The following is a 21,003-nucleotide window of genomic DNA, read 5'->3' as shown; positions in this document are numbered from 1 at the left end:
GCCCAAGCGAAATACAGTAACCATTCCAAATAACAAACTGGCTGACTTGTTAAGTCCTCGAGAATATGAAATATTAAAATTAGTTTGCCAAGAATACAGCAGTGCCGAAATAGGAGAAAAACTCTATTTAAGTACCGGAACAGTGGATACTCATAGAAGAAATATCCTTGTGAAACTCGGTGTAAATAATACAGTAGGAATGGTAAAATTTGCTATCACAAATGGGATTTTAGATGAAAAATAGGCTACTCATTGTTTTACTTTTTTTAGGTGCCTTTTCCCAAATTAAGGCTCAGGAAATTCATAATAGAGCTCATGTGGATTATTGGATTTCCAAATGGAGCATTTCAGACGGATCGAAAAAAGACTCCATGTTACTTTGGTCCCAAAAACTGATGGAGGCTTCTGAGAAACTTAATTATCCAAAAGCAGAAGCCTATTCCTACAGGTATCTTGGGCTATATCATGATTTTAGTGGCAACATAGCAGAAGCAACCGAAAACTACCTTAAGTTTTATCAAAAATCTAAAGAAAATAGGAGTGTTTCAGATGAACTCTCGGCAGTGTCAGATCTTGTTTATATTTATACCTTAACAAACCAAAACCCCAAATCTAAGTCCTTAATTTTAAACACGATAGGCCGAAAAGACCTCGGCAATGAAAACCAAAAAAAAATAGCTACCTTTTATAATAATTTAGGCATAATTTACAAAAAGGAGCATAAGGTAGATTCTGCACTGATGGCTTATAATAAGTCTCTTGAAATTCGTCAGAGCTTAAATGATGAAAGCGGAATGGCCAATTTAAGAATTAACATGGCCTCCCTATATATCAATCAAAAAGATTATAGTCGGGCAGAAAAGCTAATTGACGCCAACCTAAACTATCTGGATAAGCATGAGAACAAAAGCGATTTATGGTATAACCTAGTCAATAAAGCGGGGGCATTAGAAGGGCAAAAAAAATATACAGAAAGCATCGTTTATCTTGAGAGAGCCTTGTCTTTAGCTAGAGCACTAAAGTCCGTTTATTTTGAACAGCAAACCTATGAAAGCCTCTCAAGCTTATATGCGAATATACAAAATTTCAAAAAAGCTTATGAATTATTACTGGAGAGTAACAAACTGAATGAAAGCATACTAAACGAAGAAACTAATCAGAAAATAGCCGAACTTCAGGAGCAGCATAACGCAGTAGAAAGAGAAAGAGAAAACCAACTTTTGAGCTCACAACTGCTCCTTCAAAAAAATAAACAAGTAGCCTATCTTATTGGATTATTGGCCTTAGCTGCATTATCAGCGGTGGTGGGATTTGCCTTAAGAAAAAACAAAAGGAAGAACAGTCTTATTTCTGCACAAAATCAAAAATTATCTGAACTTAATAAGGAGAAAAATCATCTCATGTCTGTGGTATCGCATGACTTAAGCAGCCCCTTTACGGCCATAAAACTTTGGGCAGAAAGCCTTGATATGACCAACCAAAGTGATTTAAAGGAAGCCAAAGTAATGATTTTAAAAACCACAGATTTTGGGTTGAAAACAATAAAAAAAGTCCTAACCATTGATAAAAATGAGCTTCAACATATAGAGATAGTTCAAACGGACATTGCAGATTTAACCAAAGACCTCCTGAAAAGGTTTGAACCCATTGCTGCCTCCAAAAACATTGCTATCAAAACTGAAATACTTCAGAAGAGAGAAAGCATTTTTACCGATAAATCCCTCCTTTTTAGAGCATTGGAAAATTTACTTTCTAATGCCATTAAGTACTCTGACACTGGCAAAACAGTTTTCTACAAAACTTTTGAGGAAAACGGAAAAATGCACTTCCAAATAAATGACAATGGGAAGGGCATTTCAGAAGAAAACGTGAAGTGGCTTTTTGACAAATATAGTACTACGGATAACAAACCAACTGCTGGTGAGGCAAGCTCGGGATTAGGCTTAAACATAGTAAAGCGAATAGCAGAAGAATTAGGCGGAGATATATCGGTAAAAAGTGAGTTGGGGAAAGGTTCCAGTTTTACTTTTTCGGTTCTGGTTTAAAGTCTATTGCATATTCAAAAAAGGTATGAATTTTATAGCGGCTTCTTTTAGCCGCTTACATGAATTAAAATAATTTCCAACCTCTAGCATCACACCCAGTTCAGCATCAAACATGGAACCAGAACCACTTAAAATACTATAAGCTAGCACCTTGCGACGAGAGATGACTTTACACTTTTTAGTATCTGGTATGATGGCAAAAGTACAATAATCGGGAACGCTGTCCGTATCCCAGTAATCGGGGGTATGCCAATCTGTGGAAATTGCTGGAGTAAAAGTAGCCGTTGTTTTTTTAACATCAGTTTACTATTTTATGCTTACTCCATGACCTCAGCCTCAAATACAGCCCCAGTTTCTACCTCAAATAAACTATTGCCATTCTCTTTAATATAAAGTTTATGTACTCTTGCTTTAAAACCACTTGGTATAATGGTTTTATAATAGTCTATCTCAACATTGGTACAGCCATCTGGCACTTTTCCTGTACTCCAATTGTTCGGGTTAAACCAATCAGTAGTTGTGACTATATTCTGATTAGCCTCTGCAAAAACATACTGTCCATTGCAATCACGATTATTCAAAATTGGAATAGCTACGACATGAAAACATCCGGCACCTATGGAACTTTGAAAAAATACAGAATCTGCCAAATAACCAATTCCATTTAACCTTACTCCTCCATCAGATGCATTAAATGTACCAGCCAGTGTAGTTAATGTTCTCTCTATATACAAATCTATATTTGAAGGACTTGACATATTAATAACGTTTGCCTCAGCAATATTCTCAGATGGGCTGCCTGTAATATTTTGGGTCAAAATTCCATTGTTCTGAAAATCAGCATCTTCTAGAACAACGCCATAATGATCTTCATAAACAGCATTGTTTACAAAAGGTTGGATGAAATCATTGATCATTGTGGTACGCTGTATCACAAGACCATTATTGGTCATCGTGCCATTATTCGTGATTTTACCCCCCAGGTTTATAGTAGCACATGCTTCATTTAAAAAGCTTACAGGGCTAGATATTGCCGAAATACTCACAGAATCTATTTTAATAGCACCTCCTGCGTAATTAATAATTTTGATAGAGGGAGATTCCGAGGAAGAAATACCATCGCCGATGATGCTATTAATTATGATAGTACCATAATTTAGTAAGGAGTCGCCAAAAGAAACATTTGGCTTTAATCTTATTCCAGAATCTCCTGTATGACTAATTTTTATAATTCCTTCATTTCTTATATCACTTGCTGTTTCAATGCCATAACTCAGAGTAGTATCTATTTCAATGTAACCACTCACTTTATTCCAAATACCAGAATTTATAGCGTAATTTAATCCGCGTCCATTCATATCATATATTATAATATTCCCTGAGTTTTCTACTCGTCCAAAACTTAAACTTTCATTGGCACGAGTAACTTTAATTTCACCATTATTTATAAGGGTGCTTCCCCCTATGGCACTGTAGCCATCACTATTGTCTACAAGTATGACACCCAATACGCCATTCTCCATAAAACTGGAACTAATTCCAAAATTTCCTGAATTCCTAATATCAATATGTCCATTATTTACTAGTGTATCACTTGCATTATTAATTCCTATTTCAACGGATTCATCAATGATAATTTCTCCATCATTGGTCAACCTACCACTTGAAAGCTTAATGGCATCTATCCCGCTATTAACAATATTGATTTCACCATTTAGAAGGTTATTAATATTCCCTCCAAGGGTGAAATCTATAAGAATTCCTCTGTCTGAATTTAAAACCTCGAAAGTTCCTGAATTCATAAAATCAAACTCATTATTCTTAAGGAAAAGACCCGAAGATAGACTACTATTAATTGAAATACTTCCTTGGTTATTTAATTCACAGGCTAGTTCCATTCCAGAAATAGTTGGGTTGTTAATTTCTATAGTACCACCAGATTTATTGACCAATGCCCCAATGACTCCCGTAGATCTATTGAATTTAATTCCAATTTCAGGGTTATTGATCTCGATTTCGCCATAATTTGTAAAATCATCTTTTATATCTACTCCAGCAATGCCGTTAATCGCATTATTGATTACAATGGAGCCATCATTCCTAAATATTTCTGTGGAGAGGATACCTTGAGATTCCATGGTGAGCATACCGCCACTTTTATTATAAAAATAACTGCCTGTCCCTATATTTCTTATCTGTTTATTATTAATGGTAATTTGACCCTCATTTGCAAATGCGTTGGAATTTTGATAGTTCTCTATAGCATAACCACCTATGCCACTATTAAGGGTCAATTGTCCTTTATTTATAAATTTCCGTTCGGTGTATATCCCGTCTGAATTGGAACTATCAATGGTAATTATACCAGAAACATCATTTAAGAATGAACTACTAGCACCCGTATTTTTAATGGCATTAGCAGTGGCATTGTTAATAGTAATGGTACCTTGGTTAATAAATCCCGAGAAATTGGCAATATTATCGATAGCTATAGTAGGTTTGTTACCTATCTGTATAGAGCCTTTATTCAGAAAATTACTTTCCACCTCCATAGCCACTTGGCTATTGGCATTAATATAAATAATTCCAGAGCTTTCATTGGTAAATTTACCGGCGACACCATTGTGTTTTAAACCAGTCGAAGAAGCATAAATGGAGAGGCTTCCATTATTTATGAAACCAACAGTGTTCTGCTCGTTTTTTACCCCAAAAGTACACGTAATAAGATTTACTGTTCCTGATATTATAAAACTATTGGTAGTTCTGATTCCTGTATTAGAAGTGTAAATAAAGATTTTCTTGGCCGTTTCGAAAACACCCGAATTATTAATGGCGTTATCACAATTAATAATTTTTATATCACCATTAGAATAGAAATTACCAGCCGAAAGTATTCCGTCTCCAAGGGCATCCGTAATATCCAGAGTTGGTGAGGCTTTTGCAGGTAATTTTAAGATGTTCATTTGACCCAAGGCATCTATTTTAATACCATCTAAATCTGTATTAAGTACATCAAGGTTGCCGTGTAGGTTTAGTGTACCCTGCGGTATGTAAATACCATAATCATCAATATTATCTACTAAACTGTTACCTGTTAAATTGAGTATCCCATCATCTATTACTATTCCGCTTCCTCCAGAATTTGTAATATTTATATCTCCATCGACATCACACACAGATCCATCCTCAATTAAAAGGCTTTGTGCCGTACTGTTAGTTATGCTTAAAATTCGGCTGGCGTTTACATTAAGTTTTGCGATACCTGCAGAACCGGAAAGAGTCAAGCTCTTGATGCTAGGATTAGAATTGATAGATACCGAATCGTCGGTAATTTGAACATCGCAAGTCGAACATGGAATTATGCCAGTATCCCAGTTTTTACCTTCTTCCCAATTATGCGTTCTATTGCCTCCTGTCCAAGTAACGGTTTGACTAAAAACAGAAAAATTTATAATACAAAGCAGCAATACAAGGAATAATTTATTCATAACATTTGAGTATTTACCTAAATTTCAAAATAAAAAAGTAATTTCCCTTCACGAAAGAAATAACTGGTATATAAAACCATACAAAAGGGCTAGAGTTTTATTTTACGGGGCATTATCTACCTCCAAAACCACACCAAATTACTGTTATAGCAAATGCCGATGTTAAGCATAGGAAAATACAAACGATATCAAATATTTCATTTCTCAATATTTTTTTCTTTGAGCTTATAAATACTCCGCGTTACACATTTTAAAATCTATATCCGGAATACATAGAAGTTTATACCTTACTTCTATCCTGAGCTATCTCTTCATTTGCCTTCATATTGCCCCTCATTTAAAGAGTTTTTCTGTTTTAAAGAATTCCTTTTACCTATTCCTCAATTGTCAATAATACTTCATAAGGCCTCCCTTGCAAATTTTCCGGAACGCTAGTTAATTTTATATATGAAGTAAATATTTCAATATCATAACTATTAAAATTACCCGCACTAGCAGCATTGCCAGGTGGTACTTTATAAAAATCGTTTACGTATACAAATACGCTAACATCCAGAATTTTACCAAGGCTACTTCCATGGGGTATTTCGGAATAGTTTACATCGTCTGTAATTCCTGTTAACTTTACCATTTTTATTTTAGGAGCAGAGCTACCCAACTGGGTAAACCCCGCTAACTGAGCGTTACCACTTCCGTAAAAAGAAGCTACATTCCCAAATACTGAATTATAAATATTGAATCGCATATTAGCTACGTTATCATCCGTTCTCCCCGCTAATGCCCATGTTGCTCCTGAATTGGTATTATTAAAATTAATTCTACCGTAATCCAAACTTGTACTCTCTTCAATTACTAGTTGTGGTTCGGAGGTAGAACTGTTGGAGGTAATGTGTAATTTTCCCGCAGGAACTAAAGTGCCAATCCCAACCATATTACTTGAAGAGGCATTTTTGGTTACACTAATACCATCAGCGGCTGAGGAGCCATTCATCACGCGTAATACCTCTTGACCATGATCATATCTAATGACAGCTTGAGCTTGACTTAGACTGTTCATGAAAATAATGCCTGCATTACCTGCTCCAGGTACTCCGGTGGTTTTTAAGTATAGATAAGGTAAGTCATTCTCCACGGCAAAATTCCCGTCTTTAAGATGTAATTTAAAGAGAGGTGAAGTGATACCAATTCCAATCCTGCCGTTTTGGTTAATCCTCATTCGCTCTAACAAATCAGTATTACCGTTTGGTGTAGTTTCAAACATCAAAGCTGAACCATGTGAAGTGCTATTCCAATTTTCTGTAGTTGCTAATCTGATTCTAGCGGCATCATTCGAAAAAGAGGTTCCATCAAAGCCACGACCATTTACCCTAAGCATGGTATAATCGTTTAATAAGGCCGAAGGGCTTTCATTAGAACTTATTGACCGGATACCTGTGAGCGTAGGTATATTAAATGCCTTTAATAATATTTCTGGGCGGTCTCCCACATGAACACTATTACCTGCTGGAGTTAGTGTAATACTTTGTGCAAAAGCGGCGTAATTAATACTTAATAAGACAACAAAAAAAGGATAGCTTTTTTTCATTTTAGTTATCATTTTATATTATTCAAAACAGAATAGAGATTCAAAAAACAACCTTCCCACATAATTCACAGCGACTTCAATTTTCATTTTATGGTCAATTCTCCACCTCCAAAACCACCCCAAGCTCCGCATCAAAAACAGAGCCCGTATCACTCAAAATCCGATATGCTCTCGCCTTTCTCCCTGTAGTAATCACGCTTTTTTTGGTATTAGGAATGATAGCGACAGTACAATAATCAGGCACTATACCAGTATCCCAGTTTTCGGCAATATGCCAGTCTGTGGAAACAGCCTGTGTAAATGTGGCCGTAGGGTTACTGGAACAAGTAGGTATTTTTATAATGGGCAATTTGACAGAACGTATAATTGAATTATTTACAACATTGAAGTAGAGTGTGTCTGCGTATGGGGAGTTAGCATTGGGCAAGAACGAATTGTCTAAAGAAGAGAATGTACCACCCGTAACTGTTATTTGAGGGTTTATATACCAGGTATTCTGTGGCAAGAATGTGGTTACCCCAGTTCTTTGAACAAGATTCATTTCTTTAATACCACTAGAAACTTTGCCTTTTAAGGGTTTTAATAACAAACCACTGTTTATAAAATTCACACTTGGGCTTTGAATATCTTTAATATCTACAAAAACACCGATATTATTCAACGGACTCAATAAGTCATTGACTCCTGTAAAATCCTGAATTAATAGTCCATCATTCGTAATGTCTCCTTCATTTTTTATTTGAGCATTTATGGTGAGTTTTGCTGAAGTTTTATTGGTTAATAAACTCCCGAAATAGGAGCGATTTCTTAGCCCGAAGCTGGAGGTTTGCGATAAAAATATATTTTTCGAATTAATTATAGATCCATAGTTATCAATTAATATCCCAGGGCAATTCATGACTTCTAGTGTTCCATTATTTTCGAATAGAAGATTTTGTTTGACTGTTAAACCACTAGAACAGTTTTCAATGGTTAAAGTCCCATTATTTGTCATTGTTCCAAATGAATAATAAACACCTTCTTCACTCGCGTTGCTAATTTGAATTTTATAGTAATTCTCTATGTTGCCACTTCCAGAAGAATTGTGAATACCATATCTAGGGGTATCGGAAATATTTAACAGACCATTATTATATAATGTACCTCCATTATTAAAACCGTCACAAAAGGAAACCCCTGGTGCCAAGTTGCTTATCGTAACAGAACCGTCATTATTATGGAAAGAACCAAGGTTCCTTATTCCTCCATGTGCAGCAAAATTGATAATGATATTGGCGTCAGGAGACAGCTTTAGCTCACTAGTAGCATAGATATATATACCGTAGGTGGCTGATGTATCTATCCTCAAAAAACCTGAATTTTGAAAATCTGCAGAACGAATCAATGTAAGCCCACTAAAACCACTATGATTGACATGAATAAAACCGTCTGACAAGTTTTCTAAAAAAGCACGATCTACAATGACACTCTCGAAAGCAGAATGAAAAACATTTACAGAACCCGAATTACTTAAGGTATCATATAAATGAATGCCATTTGTACCTGAACTATCCACCGTAATTTCTCCACTATTGGAGATTTTCGAATAGCTTCTAATTCCTTTACTGCCCACATTTTTTATATTGATCAAACCCGAATTAGTAATCCCTACTGAAACCGCTGTGACTAAAACGCCTTCCAGATCTATTTCTGAAATTTCTATAGAGCCTGTGTTTATTAAGTTGCCGCTCATTTTAAGGGCTAAAGACTCATTTATGTCATTTATGAAATTCCCTTTTAACGCTATTAAACCACCATTCGTGATATCCTGAAATGAATTGATACCAAATCCTATGGAATTGGTAATTCGCAAAATTGCTCCCAAAGAATTTGTAAAAACGCCTTCATTTATCAAGCCTATACCATTTTTGTCTCCACTTAAACTTGGGACCATATCAAGAATATTTAACACGCCGTAATTATTAAATTCGTCGTCATTATAAATGCCCCGATCCCTAATAAAACTCATTTGAATGAGACCACTCGAGAAATTGTCAAAACTGCCATAATTCACTATTCCTCCGCCATCACAATACCCTAATGATATTTCTCCACTATTATCGAAACTTGAAGCATTGTCCATATAAACACCATAACCCCCTTGACCAGAAATAATCAAATTCGATCCGATTCGATTAAAAAAACTTCCATCCGATAAGCTTATCCCTTCTTCGTTAGGAGAAGTTGTAGAGCCCAGAATCTGGATAGAATTATAATTGTTAAAGACACCATTATAAGTCACCGATATTCCATTGATAGAATAATCGCGAGACAATATTTGACCATAATTTGTTACCAAGGAATTATTAACGGACAAAACCCCACCAAAAACGCTTAAAGTAGCGGTAGCATTTACGGTAAATAATGTACCTGATTCTAAAATCAGTTGTCCAATAGTATCGCTTGCAGAAATCGATACCGTAGCGTTTGAAATAATTGCCGTACAGGTATTACAAGGAAGCTGGTCTGTGTCCCAGTTTAATGGGTTGTGCCATTTTCCATCACCAGCACTTCCATCCCACGTGACGGTTTGTGAATAACCAACTAAAGTCAAGAAGAAGAAACTGATAGTTAGAATTGATTTCATAACAAATTTTACTTTGATAGAAATTTCGTTCTTAATAGGCAGTACATTAAATCTAAAAAGATAAACGGTACATTAAATGAAATGATTGGTACTGGTTTCCATTTAACGGAGCAATTCAAAGGCACTATAAATAACAGATTTCTTTGCTCTGCTTACAGGCAATTGAAATCCATTAGACAGTTTCAAAACTGAATTTCTGGCCTTTTTCAACTCATTTACATGCCCCATATTCACCAGATATTTATTATGACATCTTAGAAAGTTTCTGCTTACTAAAATCTCCTCCAATTCCTTTAACAGTTTAGAAACGGTTCTTTCTATCCCGTTATCAAAATGAAGGATAGTATAACCGGACTCTGCAGAAATATAAACTATGCTTTTTATGGGCAACCTTACCACGCCACTCTTTTCCTCCAACACCAAATCTTGATTATTTCCTGCCAATTTACCTCGTCTGTCTATTAATTTTTGTAGCAAAGATTTCAATTCCAAAGTACTCACAGGTTTCATTAAATACCCCGATGCATGATGCTGATAAGCCTTTAAGGCAAACTCGTCGTGAGCCGTTACAAAAATAGCTTCCGTTACAGATTCGTCTATGATGGGAAAAAGCTCAAACCCTGTTTTCCCAGGCATCTTAATATCCAGAAAAATAAAATCTGGTTTAGAAGCATAAAGTAGTGCCTCGGCCTCTTCCACAGAATTAGCAGACCCAATAACCTCTAAGGGTAGTTTAGTCCAGCTAAGTTGAGCTGTTAAAGTCCGTATGGCATGTGCTTCATCGTCTACTATAATGACTGTATATTTCATTCCTAACTAGATTTCAGTTCCATTTCGGGAAAAATAAACCGCACTTTTAGTCCTGGTTGGTTTTCTAAATTAGTCATTTCAAAGCTGATTTCCTTTGGGTACAACTTATAAAGCAAATCAATTTTATTCTTAATGTTTTTCAGTCCGTAAGACTCCTTTAGCGGCTCATCTTCTAAGCTAAGAATACCATTACCATTATCCGTAATCTCAATGACCACTTCATTTGTGGAACTTTGACTGGCATCTAGCACAATCTTTCCTTTTCTTTTAAGTGGCATGATGCCATGCCAAACGGCATTTTCCAGGATGGGTTGTAGCATCATCCCGGGCAATCTATTCTCCAAAACTGCGAGATTTTCAGGCCGAATGATAACATATTCAAAACGACCTTCAAAACGCAAAGACTCTAATTTAAGATAGTCTTCAGAAAACTGTAATTCTTGTTCTAAGGAATTGAAGGTCTTTTCTGAATTTCTTAAAATATTACGCATCATTCTGGCATAAAGTGCTAGGTACTCCGACGCCTCTTCGGGCTTTTTTGAAATGATAAAATCATTGATAGAATTTAACGAATTAAACAAATAATGAGGATTCATCTGGAGCTGCAAAGAGCTCAACTGTGACTGCATCAACTGTGATTTATTCCGCTCATTTTCAGTCGTCATTTTTTCCAACTCCAGTTTACTTTGGCTAGCCATTAATTTGTCCTGAAGTAACTCATTCACCTCTTTCTCTAAGCTTTCCTTTTCTTGTAATTGGATAATCAGCGTTTCCTTCAATGCAATATTCTCCTTTTCCTTCCTTAAGTTTCCTGAGTTAATACCCATTAAAAAGATTAAACTTTCAATCACGTAACTTATCTCCAAGAAACTAAAATGCAATAAGCCATTTGGCAGAGTAAAATAAAAATCCCTGGCTTTTGGTATTCCTTTCACAAATACATTCACGATTTCATTGGCCACGGCAAAGCCTATTATCAAGCCACCTAATATCAAAAACCACTTTAAAGAGTCCTTAATTTTAAAAATAACGTAAAAAGTGATGTAGGTAGAAAGCACGGAAAGCACCAAATAGACCTTATAGAAATGCTTAAAAATAAAATCTTGATCTCCTCCAGAAAAAATCAAGTAAGAAGCGTGAGAAAAGGTGAGTAGTAAAGTAAGGCCTTGAAAAACTCTGCTAATTTTAAATAGCCATTTATCCCTCCTTCTTATCTCTAACAAGGTTAAACCAAACTCCATATAAAGCACATAAACAATGCCCTGTGGAATAATATTTAAGGCTCCATATTTATCCAGGTTATTGGGCAGAACAAGGTGCCATTGTAAATACTCATCGGAAAAAAGAAACAGAAAAACCAGAATGGATAACAAATAGCAACCATACACCCTGTAAATCTTTGACCGATGAAGGGTGTATTGATAAACTGAAAATATGAAGAGTAAGGCGATTAGTAAAACACTAACAATGTTTACAATGCGTGCATGCTCATTTTGAAGATAATAAAGCGAAACGGCGTCTTCAATGTCGGCTCCTAAAATCAATTTGGGTTTTACGGTAAAATGCTTTCCATCATTCTGAGACATCTTAATCTCAAAATCATTATCTCCTTTTGACAAAGCCACCGGAATCAGATACCTCGAAAAAGGTGATTCCAGTTCACTCTTTGGTCTGAATTTTCCAGCCTTAAGTGTATCTACACCATTAATAACAGAGATGTATTCACTATCTCCAACATACAAAAGTCCGTTATGAGATTCCTTACAAAATATTCTAAGCGTAAAACTGACAGAATCTAAATGGCTAGGAGGAAGTGCTTCTTTAGTGGCTTTAAAAGTATTCTCAAAAACCTCCTTTAAACATTGCTCGCAAATTTCTATCGGTGGAATCTGCTGTGAATTCCCTTCTCTTGGAAAAAAGAAAGCAACTACGACAAGTAAGCTATAAAACTTAGACACCATGTAATAAAAGTATTAATATCGGCTAACATCTTCAACGTTAAAAGGATAACCTGCAACCAAAAGTCCATTTCTGGGCAATCTTTTTATTTAACGTACAGCCAAAGCTCCAAATCATTGAGTTTTACTGATTTCTATTTTACCTTCGCCACATGAAATTAAATCTGGATATAAAAGGGGCTAGCAGCCAAGCGTGGTTAAATGCCGTGATGGCTGATTTTAATAGTTTTTTACAAGACCATGCCGACTGCGAGCGTAAAGCTTCTGCCATGAACATGAGTTTTGTGGCCAAATATCCAAATAGAACTGAGATACTTCCGGAACTAATAGCCACAGGAATAGAGGAACTTCAACATTTTGAGGCCGTATATAAATTAATGGAAGCTAGAGGCGTACAGCTCCAACATAGCATAGCAGATGACCCTTATATAAAGGCTCTTATGAAACTTAGATACAGCGATGTAGAAGGACGTTTTTTAGATGGCCTTCTTATTGCATCTGTCTTTGAAACTCGCGGTGGGGAACGCTTTAAAATGGTGGCAGATGCTCACCCAGACCCTGAAATAGCGAAATTTTATAAAACACTGTGGGTGTCTGAGGCCAAACATGGGCATACTTTTGTCAAAATGGCTCTTAACTATTTCTCTGAAGAGAAGGTTTACAGCCGACTAGCTTATTGGGTTGATCAAGAATGCGAGGTGGTGAAAAACTTACCCATTAGAGCGGCTTTGCATTAATTCTAAACTTTATTCCCAGCTGCGTTATCTACCCAAATAAGTCCGTTTGGGTGTAATTGAAAAACCGTGGAAGGTATTTCGGAAGAAACCTCCGCTGTAACTGTGGTCTGTATAATTCCCGCTTTCTTTTCTCCAGAAGCTATTACCATGGCGGTTTTGGCTTCCAGCAAATGCTTTAGACCTACGGTAATTCCTTTTGACAAAGCTGTTTCCGAATCAAAGTATTTTTGACCTACATCCGTCGTCATTTGAGCCAAATCGGTCACATGACAATAATGATGAAAGTCATAGCCTGGTTCATTTAAACCAATGTGCCCGTTTAGCCCGATACCCACCAACATTAAATCTAAACCTCCTCTTTCTGAAATCAACTTATCTACACGTTGACATTCAGATGTTAAATCAGGATTTAACGAATCAAAGAAAGTGTAGTTCTCTTCAGAAACATGAAGTGGTTTTAGAAGGTTTTCTTCCACGATATACCTACAGCTCCCTTCACTTTCTGGCCCTACGCCTACCCATTCGTCTAATCCTATAATCATGCATTTAGAAAAGTCTACAGACGCACCGATTTCAGAAATCAATTTATAGGCTCGTTTTGGAGTATCACCAGAAGTAAGCACCATAGTGGCATCTGGCTTCTCTTTTATCAACGCAATGATATAATTGGCGACCGCCAAAGAAAGCTCTTCGGCATTTTTAAATTTTCTAATTTCCATACGCTTATTTATTATCGATTTCTCTAATCTTTGAAAGTACAATACTCAAATCACTTTCTAATTTAGAACCTATAACTTTTTCGAAATACCAAGCTACACCTTCAGTAATAGGTACATCATTCACACCGTATTCATCTCGCATAAAATGCAGGTATTTCATTAATTGGAAGGCATCAAAAAACTGAAAGAAACGCTTTTCAAAAGCCTCAAAAGATGCCACATTTCCCTTAATCAATGCTATTTTTTCTTTGGCATTGATAGATTCCAAGTAAGCCTTTAACCCTTCATGAATTCCCGAGAAATCTATTTCAAAATCGTAAAATCTTACTTTTTTATCCAAAAAAGGCTTTAGAATCAAAAAAGCTTCCGGATTATACGTTTGCCATTCAAATCCTTCTTCCTCATATTTGAGCATGGCTCTACCTGTACCAAAAGGCACCCTTTCTGAAATCCTACCAGATGGGTAAACCGTGGTATTATGGATATGACCACACTCGTCGTCCTTGATAAACTTCTGTAAAAAATAGAAATCTTCTCCCGCCTTTCGTTTGTTCATACCACCCTTTTTCAGATAAGCATCACTCAAACAAGCCATACTAGAGCCAACCGTATGAATGGCAAATGGCAGGGCTAAAAAACGCTGCATTAAAATATAGTATCTTAGATGAAGCTCATATTCTATGATGGCCTTATCCCGAATTTCATCTTCAATAGGATGCTCAAAATGAATAGCAGCGGCATTAAAATTTGTGCTACCAAAAAAATGAGAGATGGCTTGGAGGTAATTCCGCTCCACCGTGCAGTCGGCATCTAGATAAACTATAACACCATTTATATTTTTTGATTTAAAATCTGTCGCCGCTTTATCTCCTAATACTCTTCTCGCCAAACCCACACCTGCATGTTTTGGGGGTAATTCCTGATCTATAAAACATTCAAAAGATATATTTCCATCATAAGCCGCAATCCATTCCTTCGTGACAATAAAAACCTTTTCACTCAACATTTTCACTTCAGTGACCTCATTTTCAGCAGCATTGATAAATATCAAAACCTTAACAATCAAACCATCCACCATGCAGACCGCTAAAGAATTTAACATCTCTAAAAGTTGTAGCTCTTTATAGGCCGGAATACAAACAGTGATGTATGTTGCGTCTCTTTTTTTCATTTAATGCGAAAATACTAAATCCAAAAGCACTTCATGATGTTAATATATTTAGTAAAACATCTAAACATCTCCAATTATAGACCTTTCCTAATAGTTTTTTTTGCATTCATTAGCTCACAAACTTAAATTGACCAACATTTCTTTATTTTTGCAGATACCCTTAAAAGTGTAGCATTTCTATCCCCAATGAGCGACAAAAACCAAGTTTACGATCCAACCCAGCAAGATGAAGTATTAGATGACATGTTTGAGGATTACTTCCTTGAATATGCCTCCTATGTAATTTTAGAAAGGGCCGTACCCGCATCTGAAGATGGCCTAAAGCCTGTGCAGAGAAGGTTAATGCACGCCTTAAAAGAAATGGACGATGGCCGTTTTAACAAAGTGGCCAACGTAATAGGTGCCACTATGCAGTTTCACCCACACGGTGATGCCTCCATTGGAGATGCCATGGTGACCATTGGTCAAAAAGAACTTTTACTGGATATCCAGGGAAACTGGGGGGATGTTCGTACGGGAGATAGTGCTGCCGCACCAAGATATATAGAAGTAAGGCTTTCAAAATTTGCCAATGAGGTTCTTTTTAATGAAGACACCACAGAGTGGCAAATGTCTTATGACGGACGAAAGCGTGAGCCGGTAACATTGCCTTCTAAATTTCCGCTGCTTTTAGAAATGGGTGTTGAGGGAATTGCGGTAGGGCTTTCTACGAAGCTGATGCCTCATAACTTTATTGAGATTTGTCATGCCTGTATTAAACACCTTAAAGGTCAGAAATTTCAAATTTATCCAGATTTCTTAACTGGAGGTATTTTGGATGCCAGAGAATATAATGATGGTGCCAGAGGCGGTAGAGTAAAAGTAAGAGCTCGTATCCACGAGGTTGACAAAAAGACCCTGAAAATCAGTGAAATACCTTACGGAACAACCACTGGTGGACTAATAGACTCTATTATAAAAGCGAATGACAGAGGAAAAATAAAGGTTAAGAAAGTAGAAGATAACACGGCTAGAGATGTAGAGATCATAATACATTTGGCTCCTAATACTTCTCCAGACATCACTATAGATGCACTTTATGCATTTACTTCTTGCGAAACTTCCATTTCTCCTAATGCGGTAGTTATTAGAGATGACAAGCCTCACTTTGTCAGCATTTCAGACATCCTTAGAGATTCCACAGACCAAACGGTCCATCTACTCAAAAGAGAGCTGGAGATTAAGAAGTTTGAGCTGATGGAAAAATTGCTTTATAGCTCTCTAGAGAAAATATTTATTGAAAACAGGATCTATAGAGACATTGAAGAATGTGAGACTTTTGAGGCGGTTATTGAATCCATTGACCAAGGTTTAGAACCTTATAAAAAAGATTTTTATAGAGAGATAGGAAGAGAAGATATTCTGCGACTGACAGAAATAAGAATCAAAAGAATTTCCAAGTTTGACTCCTTCAAAGCCGACGAACTTATGACGAGGCTGCTAGAAAGTTTAAAAGAGGTGAATCACCATCTTGAAAACCTAGTGGAATACGCCATTGACTTTTTTGATAATCTTATCAAAAAATACGGTGCAGGCAGAGAAAGAAGAACTGAACTCCTTGAATTCCAAGAAGTGAAAGCCACAGTAGTGGCTGCCAATAATCAGAAACTTTATGTAGACAGAGTTAATGGCTTTATTGGTTACGGCATTAAGAAGGAAGAATTTCTAATGGACTGCTCCGATATCGACGATATCATTGCCTTTAAAAAAGACGGAACCTATAGTATTTCCAAAATATCGGATAAGAACTTTGTAGGCAAAGACATTATCCATTGCTCGGTTTGGAGAAAAGATGACGAACGCAGAATATACAACGCCATTTATCTGGATGGCAAAACAGGCAACACGTACGCCAAAAGATTTAACATTACCAGTATCACCAGAGATAAGGAATACCATGTTACCAAAGGAAACCCAAAATCCAAGATTCTTTATTTCAGCGATAATGAAAATGGTGAGGCCGAAACCATTACCATCAACCTAACGGCATCTTGTACGGCGAAGAAAAAGCAGTTTGAATATGATTTCACCGATCTACTCATCAAAGGACGTTCTTCTCAAGGAAATGTGGTCACAAAATATCCTGTAAGAAAGGTTACACTGAAATCTTCTGGAAAATCTACCTTAGGAGGTGTGGATATCTGGTATACACCAAACCTTGGGCGTCTCAATAAAGACGAACACGGCGACTATATTGGAAACTTTGAGGCCGATGACAAAATCTTGGTGCTTTATAAAACTGGCGAGTACGAACTCACCAATTTTGAACTCACCAACCATTACGACTCTAGGTCGGTATGGATGGTGAAAAAGTTTGAAGACAAAGGTATCGTCTCTGCCATTTACTATGATGGAGAAAGTAGGATCTACTATATCAAAAGATTCCAAATAGAAACCTCTACCATGGATAAGAGGTTTGCGTTCTTAACAGAACATAACCGTACCGAACTACTAGGGCTTTCTTATGATGACCTGCCTAGAGCAGAACTAAAAGTAAAAAAAGACCGTAAATCCAATATTGAAAAAGTTGAATTCAAATTAGAGGAGCTAGTCGGCGTTAAAGGATGGAAGGCATTAGGAAACAAACTGCCTTTCATGAAAATAAGTGAAGTAAAAATGCTGGAGCCGGAAATCATAGAAAAAGAGGAGCCAGAAGAAGAACCAGAGGACGATAATGATTCTGGCAGCGATGCCAATTCAGAAACTACAGATGAGCCAAAAAACTCAGAAACCAAGACAGAGGTGAAACCACGCGAACCGAAAAAAGCATCAGGAGACGATTCTAAAACACAGTTAGGACTATTTTAAATTTGAAATTTTTTAAGTCAAATATCAACCTCAGCCATTTTTGGGCTTACCTAATAGGTTGGTTGGTCTTGCCCATACTCTCCTTCTCGCAGCTCACCATAAACGTAGAGCTAAAGGTGAAGCCGCTCATTGAAAAAGGAGACATTTATTTGTCAACCGATTTTAATGAGTGGAATGCTGGAGACCCTGATTTTAGAATGACCAAAATTGGTCCCGCACGATATAGTATAGTACTGGAAAATGTTCCCAATACCTTTGAATATAAATTTACGCAAGGAAGCTGGGCTACTTCAGAAGGCACCCCAGCGGGTTTAGCACTTCCCAATAGAATTTATAAGCAGTCTGCTGTTGATGAGACAGAACTAAATAATAATATTCTGGGCTGGGAAGAGCAGGTGGTCTATACCTTCATTATTAAAGCCGTACCAGAAAATACACCAAAAGATGCGTCTATCTACGTAGCAGGAAATTTCAACAACTGGGACCCAGCTGATGAAATGTATAAACTCAAAAAGTCGATTGACGGAAGTTATAGATGTAAAGTTTATTCTGATTTTGAAGCCATCGAATTCAAGTTCACACGTGGCTCTTGGGCATCCGTAGAAGGCAGAGAAAGTGGTAAAGCCAGACCCAACAGACAATTTAAGAGGCAATACACCAATCAAGTAGAAAGTTTAGAATTTAGAGTAGAAGGCTGGGAAGACCTCCACGGAGCATTTAGTTTTTATTCACTTTATGACCTCCTTCTCCTATTCTCCATCTTCCAAGGTGTTTTACTTTTAATAGCCATTCCTAACTTACATTCTAAAAACAATGACATTAATAAATGGCTCTTTTTTGCCATTGGACTCTCATCAGTCAGTATTCTTTTTTACCTTTTATCTAACTACCAGAACGCTGTCCAGTCCTTTTCAAAGGTGCTCTTTTTCTCTGACTTTGTCATATTCTTGTACGCACCCATTTACTATTTCTATCTCAGAAAACTGCTCTTTAATATAGCGTATCTGCCCTCTCGGTGGTACCTTCATTTTATTCCTTTTTTAATACAGCTCTTGGTTTACTTGCCTTTTTTAATGCAATCAGACAAAGGGATGCTGGACAGAATCATGAATCAGGAATCTTCTTTGGTCATTATCTTTCTGGCTACGGGCTTTGTTGGTTTTTTCTGGAATGCCTATTATTGGAACCTGTTTCGCAAAACCATCCAAAACTATCAAGAGCAATTTCAGTCTAATTTCAGTTATGATCAAAACTTAAATTACTTAAAGACCATTCTTATCATTCAGTTTATCTGTTTGCTGATATGGTTCTCCTTTTTTGTGGTTTTGGGAGTCTCCAAAGTCACCAGGTACGACACTGTAGATATCCAAGAAAATTTTATTGACCTTATTTGGCTGTCTTTCTCAATGATAACCTACATCTTGGGATATTTTGCGATTCATCAGCCAGAAACCTTTAAAGCCACACCACAGACCATCTCTATTTTTGATGACATTCTGGAAAGCACTGTATCACAAAAAATAGTGGCCAATACGGAGAAAAAAGAAATTGGAACTTCAGAAAATCACTTATCTATCATTGATGATTTGGAAAAAAATATATTAGAGAACAAGCCATTCCTGAATCCTAAACTGACCTTAAGTGAGCTTGCAACTCAAATAAATACGCAGTCGCATATTCTTTCAAAAGCCATCAATGAGCATTACGGTAAAAACTTTTTTGAGCTTATAAACGGCTATAGAATTGAAGAATTCAAAGCATTGGTGGAACAAGACAAATTCAGAAACTATACGCTTTTGGCATTGGCTTATGAAGTAGGTTTTAATTCTAAAACAGCCTTCAATAGGTCTTTCAAAAAAATTACGAAACAAACGCCGAAAGAGTATTTTGAAGAAGTAAAAGAAAGATTACAAGACTAGTTTTATTCTTACTAACATAGATAAACGCACTTGCCTTGAAATAGAATCTTGATTATTCAATCCCTTGTACCATATGAAGTCAATAGACCAACCTTATCTACTTACAGAAGAGCAAATTGCCTTTTATCAAGAGCATAAATACATCAAACTCAAACGAGTGTTTAATGCCGAAACCCTCGACCAATTTCGTGGCGTCATCATTGAAAGAGTTAAGCAACTCAGTAAAGAAAGCCTGCCTATGGCAGAAAGGGACACATACAGTAAGGCCTTTCTGCAAGTGATGAACCTCTGGAGGACATCCGTAGAAGTCAAGGAATTTGTTTTTGGAAAGCGACTGGCACATATAGCCACGCAGTTAATGCAGGTTTCTGGTGTCCGCCTTTATCATGACCAAGCTCTTTTTAAAGAACCAGGAGGCGGATTTACCCCTTGGCACGCAGACCAATATTACTGGCCCTTGGCCACAGACCACACCGTCACTGCTTGGGTGCCACTTCAGGCTGTGCCCTTAGAAATGGGTCCTTTGGAGTTTTCCGCGAAAAGTCATTTACTTCAAGATGGTAGAAATCTAAAAATCTCCGACGACAGCGAGAAAATCATATCTTCTAAACTTCGCTTGGGCGATTTTCAACAAATAGCGGAGCCTTTTGAAATTGGGGAAGTTAGTTTTCATAGTGGTTGGATATTCCATAGAGCAGGAGCCAATACCACCCAAGAAATGCGTAGCGTCATGACGGTGATTTATATGGACAAAGACATGATACTGAAGGCCCCCATAAACGAAAACCAACAACTAGATTGGGAGGCGTGGTGTCCGGGTGTAAAAATTGGCGAAATTATTAATAGCCCTATTAATCCTGTTCTTTTTTAAAAAACTTCGGCATGTCATGAATGCCAAAAGGAACTAGATAACGCTCAAATCCAGTATTTTACTAAGCATACCATTATAGACTCCTCAGATGATGAGGCTTCTCCGCTAGTTTTTAATCAAAAAAAGCTTTGCATTTTAAAGAAATTAACCAGCTTTATGCATTAGAAAATCTCCCGATTTTATCGGGACCGTAACTAAATTGCTTCAAATCAGTTCGTAAACCCATT

13 protein-coding genes are annotated in these 21,003 nt (G+C 36.8%); 6 read left to right on the top strand and 7 right to left on the bottom strand.

Features of this window, described 5'->3' with window-relative positions; translation table 11 throughout:
* Both ACTBZY_RS20000 and ACTBZY_RS19995 read left to right on the top strand, forming a co-directional pair.
* Positions 1-244, top strand: a 244-nt coding sequence (locus ACTBZY_RS20000) for a response regulator transcription factor (RefSeq protein ID WP_463048146.1), incomplete at its 5' end; no start/stop codon positions are given.
* Complete coding sequence (locus ACTBZY_RS19995; RefSeq protein WP_463048145.1) at positions 234-2,045, top strand: ATP-binding protein; 1,812 nt, start codon at positions 234-236, stop codon at positions 2,043-2,045. The genes ACTBZY_RS20000 and ACTBZY_RS19995, both read left to right, overlap by 11 nt.
* Positions 2,046-2,362: 317 nt before the next feature.
* Here ACTBZY_RS19995 and ACTBZY_RS19990 read toward each other — a convergent pair whose 3' ends face one another.
* From ACTBZY_RS19990 to ACTBZY_RS19970, 5 genes are all read right to left on the bottom strand, one after another.
* Positions 2,363-5,533, bottom strand: coding sequence for a beta strand repeat-containing protein (locus ACTBZY_RS19990; protein WP_463048144.1), 3,171 nt, complete (start codon positions 5,531-5,533; stop codon positions 2,363-2,365).
* 373 nt (positions 5,534-5,906) lie between these two features.
* Positions 5,907-7,118 (bottom strand): hypothetical protein, encoded by a 1,212-nt coding sequence (locus tag ACTBZY_RS19985; RefSeq protein WP_463048143.1) that lies wholly within the window; start codon positions 7,116-7,118, stop codon positions 5,907-5,909.
* A 94-nt stretch (positions 7,119-7,212) separates the two neighbouring features.
* Complete coding sequence (locus ACTBZY_RS19980) at positions 7,213-9,744, bottom strand: autotransporter outer membrane beta-barrel domain-containing protein (RefSeq protein WP_463048142.1); 2,532 nt, start codon at positions 9,742-9,744, stop codon at positions 7,213-7,215.
* A 102-nt stretch (positions 9,745-9,846) separates the two neighbouring features.
* The gene (locus ACTBZY_RS19975) at positions 9,847-10,554 is read right to left on the bottom strand and encodes a LytR/AlgR family response regulator transcription factor (protein WP_463048141.1); all 708 of its coding nucleotides are present in this window, start codon (positions 10,552-10,554) and stop codon (positions 9,847-9,849) included.
* 2 nt (positions 10,555-10,556) lie between these two features.
* The gene (locus ACTBZY_RS19970; RefSeq protein ID WP_463048140.1) at positions 10,557-12,515 is read right to left on the bottom strand and encodes a sensor histidine kinase; all 1,959 of its coding nucleotides are present in this window, start codon (positions 12,513-12,515) and stop codon (positions 10,557-10,559) included.
* Between the two features lie 149 nt (positions 12,516-12,664).
* Here ACTBZY_RS19970 and ACTBZY_RS19965 point away from each other — a divergent pair, with 149 nt between their 5' ends.
* Entirely contained in the window at positions 12,665-13,249 is a 585-nt protein-coding gene (locus tag ACTBZY_RS19965; protein ID WP_463048139.1) for a MiaE family protein, read from the top strand.
* A gap of 2 nt (positions 13,250-13,251) precedes the next feature.
* Here the strand turns inward: ACTBZY_RS19965 and ACTBZY_RS19960 are convergent, their stop codons facing one another.
* Together ACTBZY_RS19960 and ACTBZY_RS19955 are read right to left on the bottom strand one after the other, a co-directional pair.
* Complete coding sequence (locus tag ACTBZY_RS19960; RefSeq protein WP_463048138.1) at positions 13,252-13,968, bottom strand: glucosamine-6-phosphate deaminase; 717 nt, start codon at positions 13,966-13,968, stop codon at positions 13,252-13,254.
* 4 nt (positions 13,969-13,972) lie between these two features.
* Positions 13,973-15,139 (bottom strand): hypothetical protein, encoded by a 1,167-nt coding sequence (locus ACTBZY_RS19955; RefSeq protein WP_463048137.1) that lies wholly within the window; start codon positions 15,137-15,139, stop codon positions 13,973-13,975.
* A 186-nt stretch (positions 15,140-15,325) separates the two neighbouring features.
* On the opposite strand from ACTBZY_RS19955, the gene ACTBZY_RS19950 reads away from it, so the two are divergent.
* From ACTBZY_RS19950 to ACTBZY_RS19940, 3 genes are all read left to right on the top strand, one after another.
* A complete protein-coding gene (locus ACTBZY_RS19950) occupies positions 15,326-17,986 on the top strand; it encodes a DNA gyrase/topoisomerase IV subunit A (RefSeq protein WP_463048136.1) in 2,661 nt (886 codons plus the stop codon).
* 2 nt (positions 17,987-17,988) lie between these two features.
* Positions 17,989-19,905, top strand: a complete 1,917-nt coding sequence (locus ACTBZY_RS19945; RefSeq protein WP_463048135.1) for a helix-turn-helix domain-containing protein — start codon at positions 17,989-17,991, stop codon at positions 19,903-19,905.
* Positions 19,906-19,978: 73 nt separating this feature from the next.
* The gene (locus ACTBZY_RS19940; RefSeq protein ID WP_463048134.1) at positions 19,979-20,776 is read left to right on the top strand and encodes a phytanoyl-CoA dioxygenase family protein; all 798 of its coding nucleotides are present in this window, start codon (positions 19,979-19,981) and stop codon (positions 20,774-20,776) included.
* Positions 20,777-21,003: the final 227 nt, after the last annotated feature.

Source organism: Arcticibacterium sp. (assembly GCF_055134445.1).
The sequence above is the reverse complement of the archived record's forward strand: the minus strand, read 5'-3'. Positions and strand labels throughout refer to the sequence as shown.

Coding starts and splice junctions, on each gene's coding strand:
- ACTBZY_RS19995 (WP_463048145.1), top strand. CDS start 234: ATGAAAAATAGGCTACTCATTGTTTTACTTTTTTTAGGTGCCTTTTCC.
- ACTBZY_RS19990 (WP_463048144.1), bottom strand. CDS start 5,533: ATGAATAAATTATTCCTTGTATTGCTGCTTTGTATTATAAATTTTTCT.
- ACTBZY_RS19985 (WP_463048143.1), bottom strand. CDS start 7,118: ATGAAAAAAAGCTATCCTTTTTTTGTTGTCTTATTAAGTATTAATTAC.
- ACTBZY_RS19980 (WP_463048142.1), bottom strand. CDS start 9,744: ATGAAATCAATTCTAACTATCAGTTTCTTCTTCTTGACTTTAGTTGGT.
- ACTBZY_RS19975 (WP_463048141.1), bottom strand. CDS start 10,554: ATGAAATATACAGTCATTATAGTAGACGATGAAGCACATGCCATACGG.
- ACTBZY_RS19970 (WP_463048140.1), bottom strand. CDS start 12,515: ATGGTGTCTAAGTTTTATAGCTTACTTGTCGTAGTTGCTTTCTTTTTT.
- ACTBZY_RS19965 (WP_463048139.1), top strand. CDS start 12,665: ATGAAATTAAATCTGGATATAAAAGGGGCTAGCAGCCAAGCGTGGTTA.
- ACTBZY_RS19960 (WP_463048138.1), bottom strand. CDS start 13,968: ATGGAAATTAGAAAATTTAAAAATGCCGAAGAGCTTTCTTTGGCGGTC.
- ACTBZY_RS19955 (WP_463048137.1), bottom strand. CDS start 15,139: ATGAAAAAAAGAGACGCAACATACATCACTGTTTGTATTCCGGCCTAT.
- ACTBZY_RS19950 (WP_463048136.1), top strand. CDS start 15,326: ATGAGCGACAAAAACCAAGTTTACGATCCAACCCAGCAAGATGAAGTA.
- ACTBZY_RS19940 (WP_463048134.1), top strand. CDS start 19,979: ATGAAGTCAATAGACCAACCTTATCTACTTACAGAAGAGCAAATTGCC.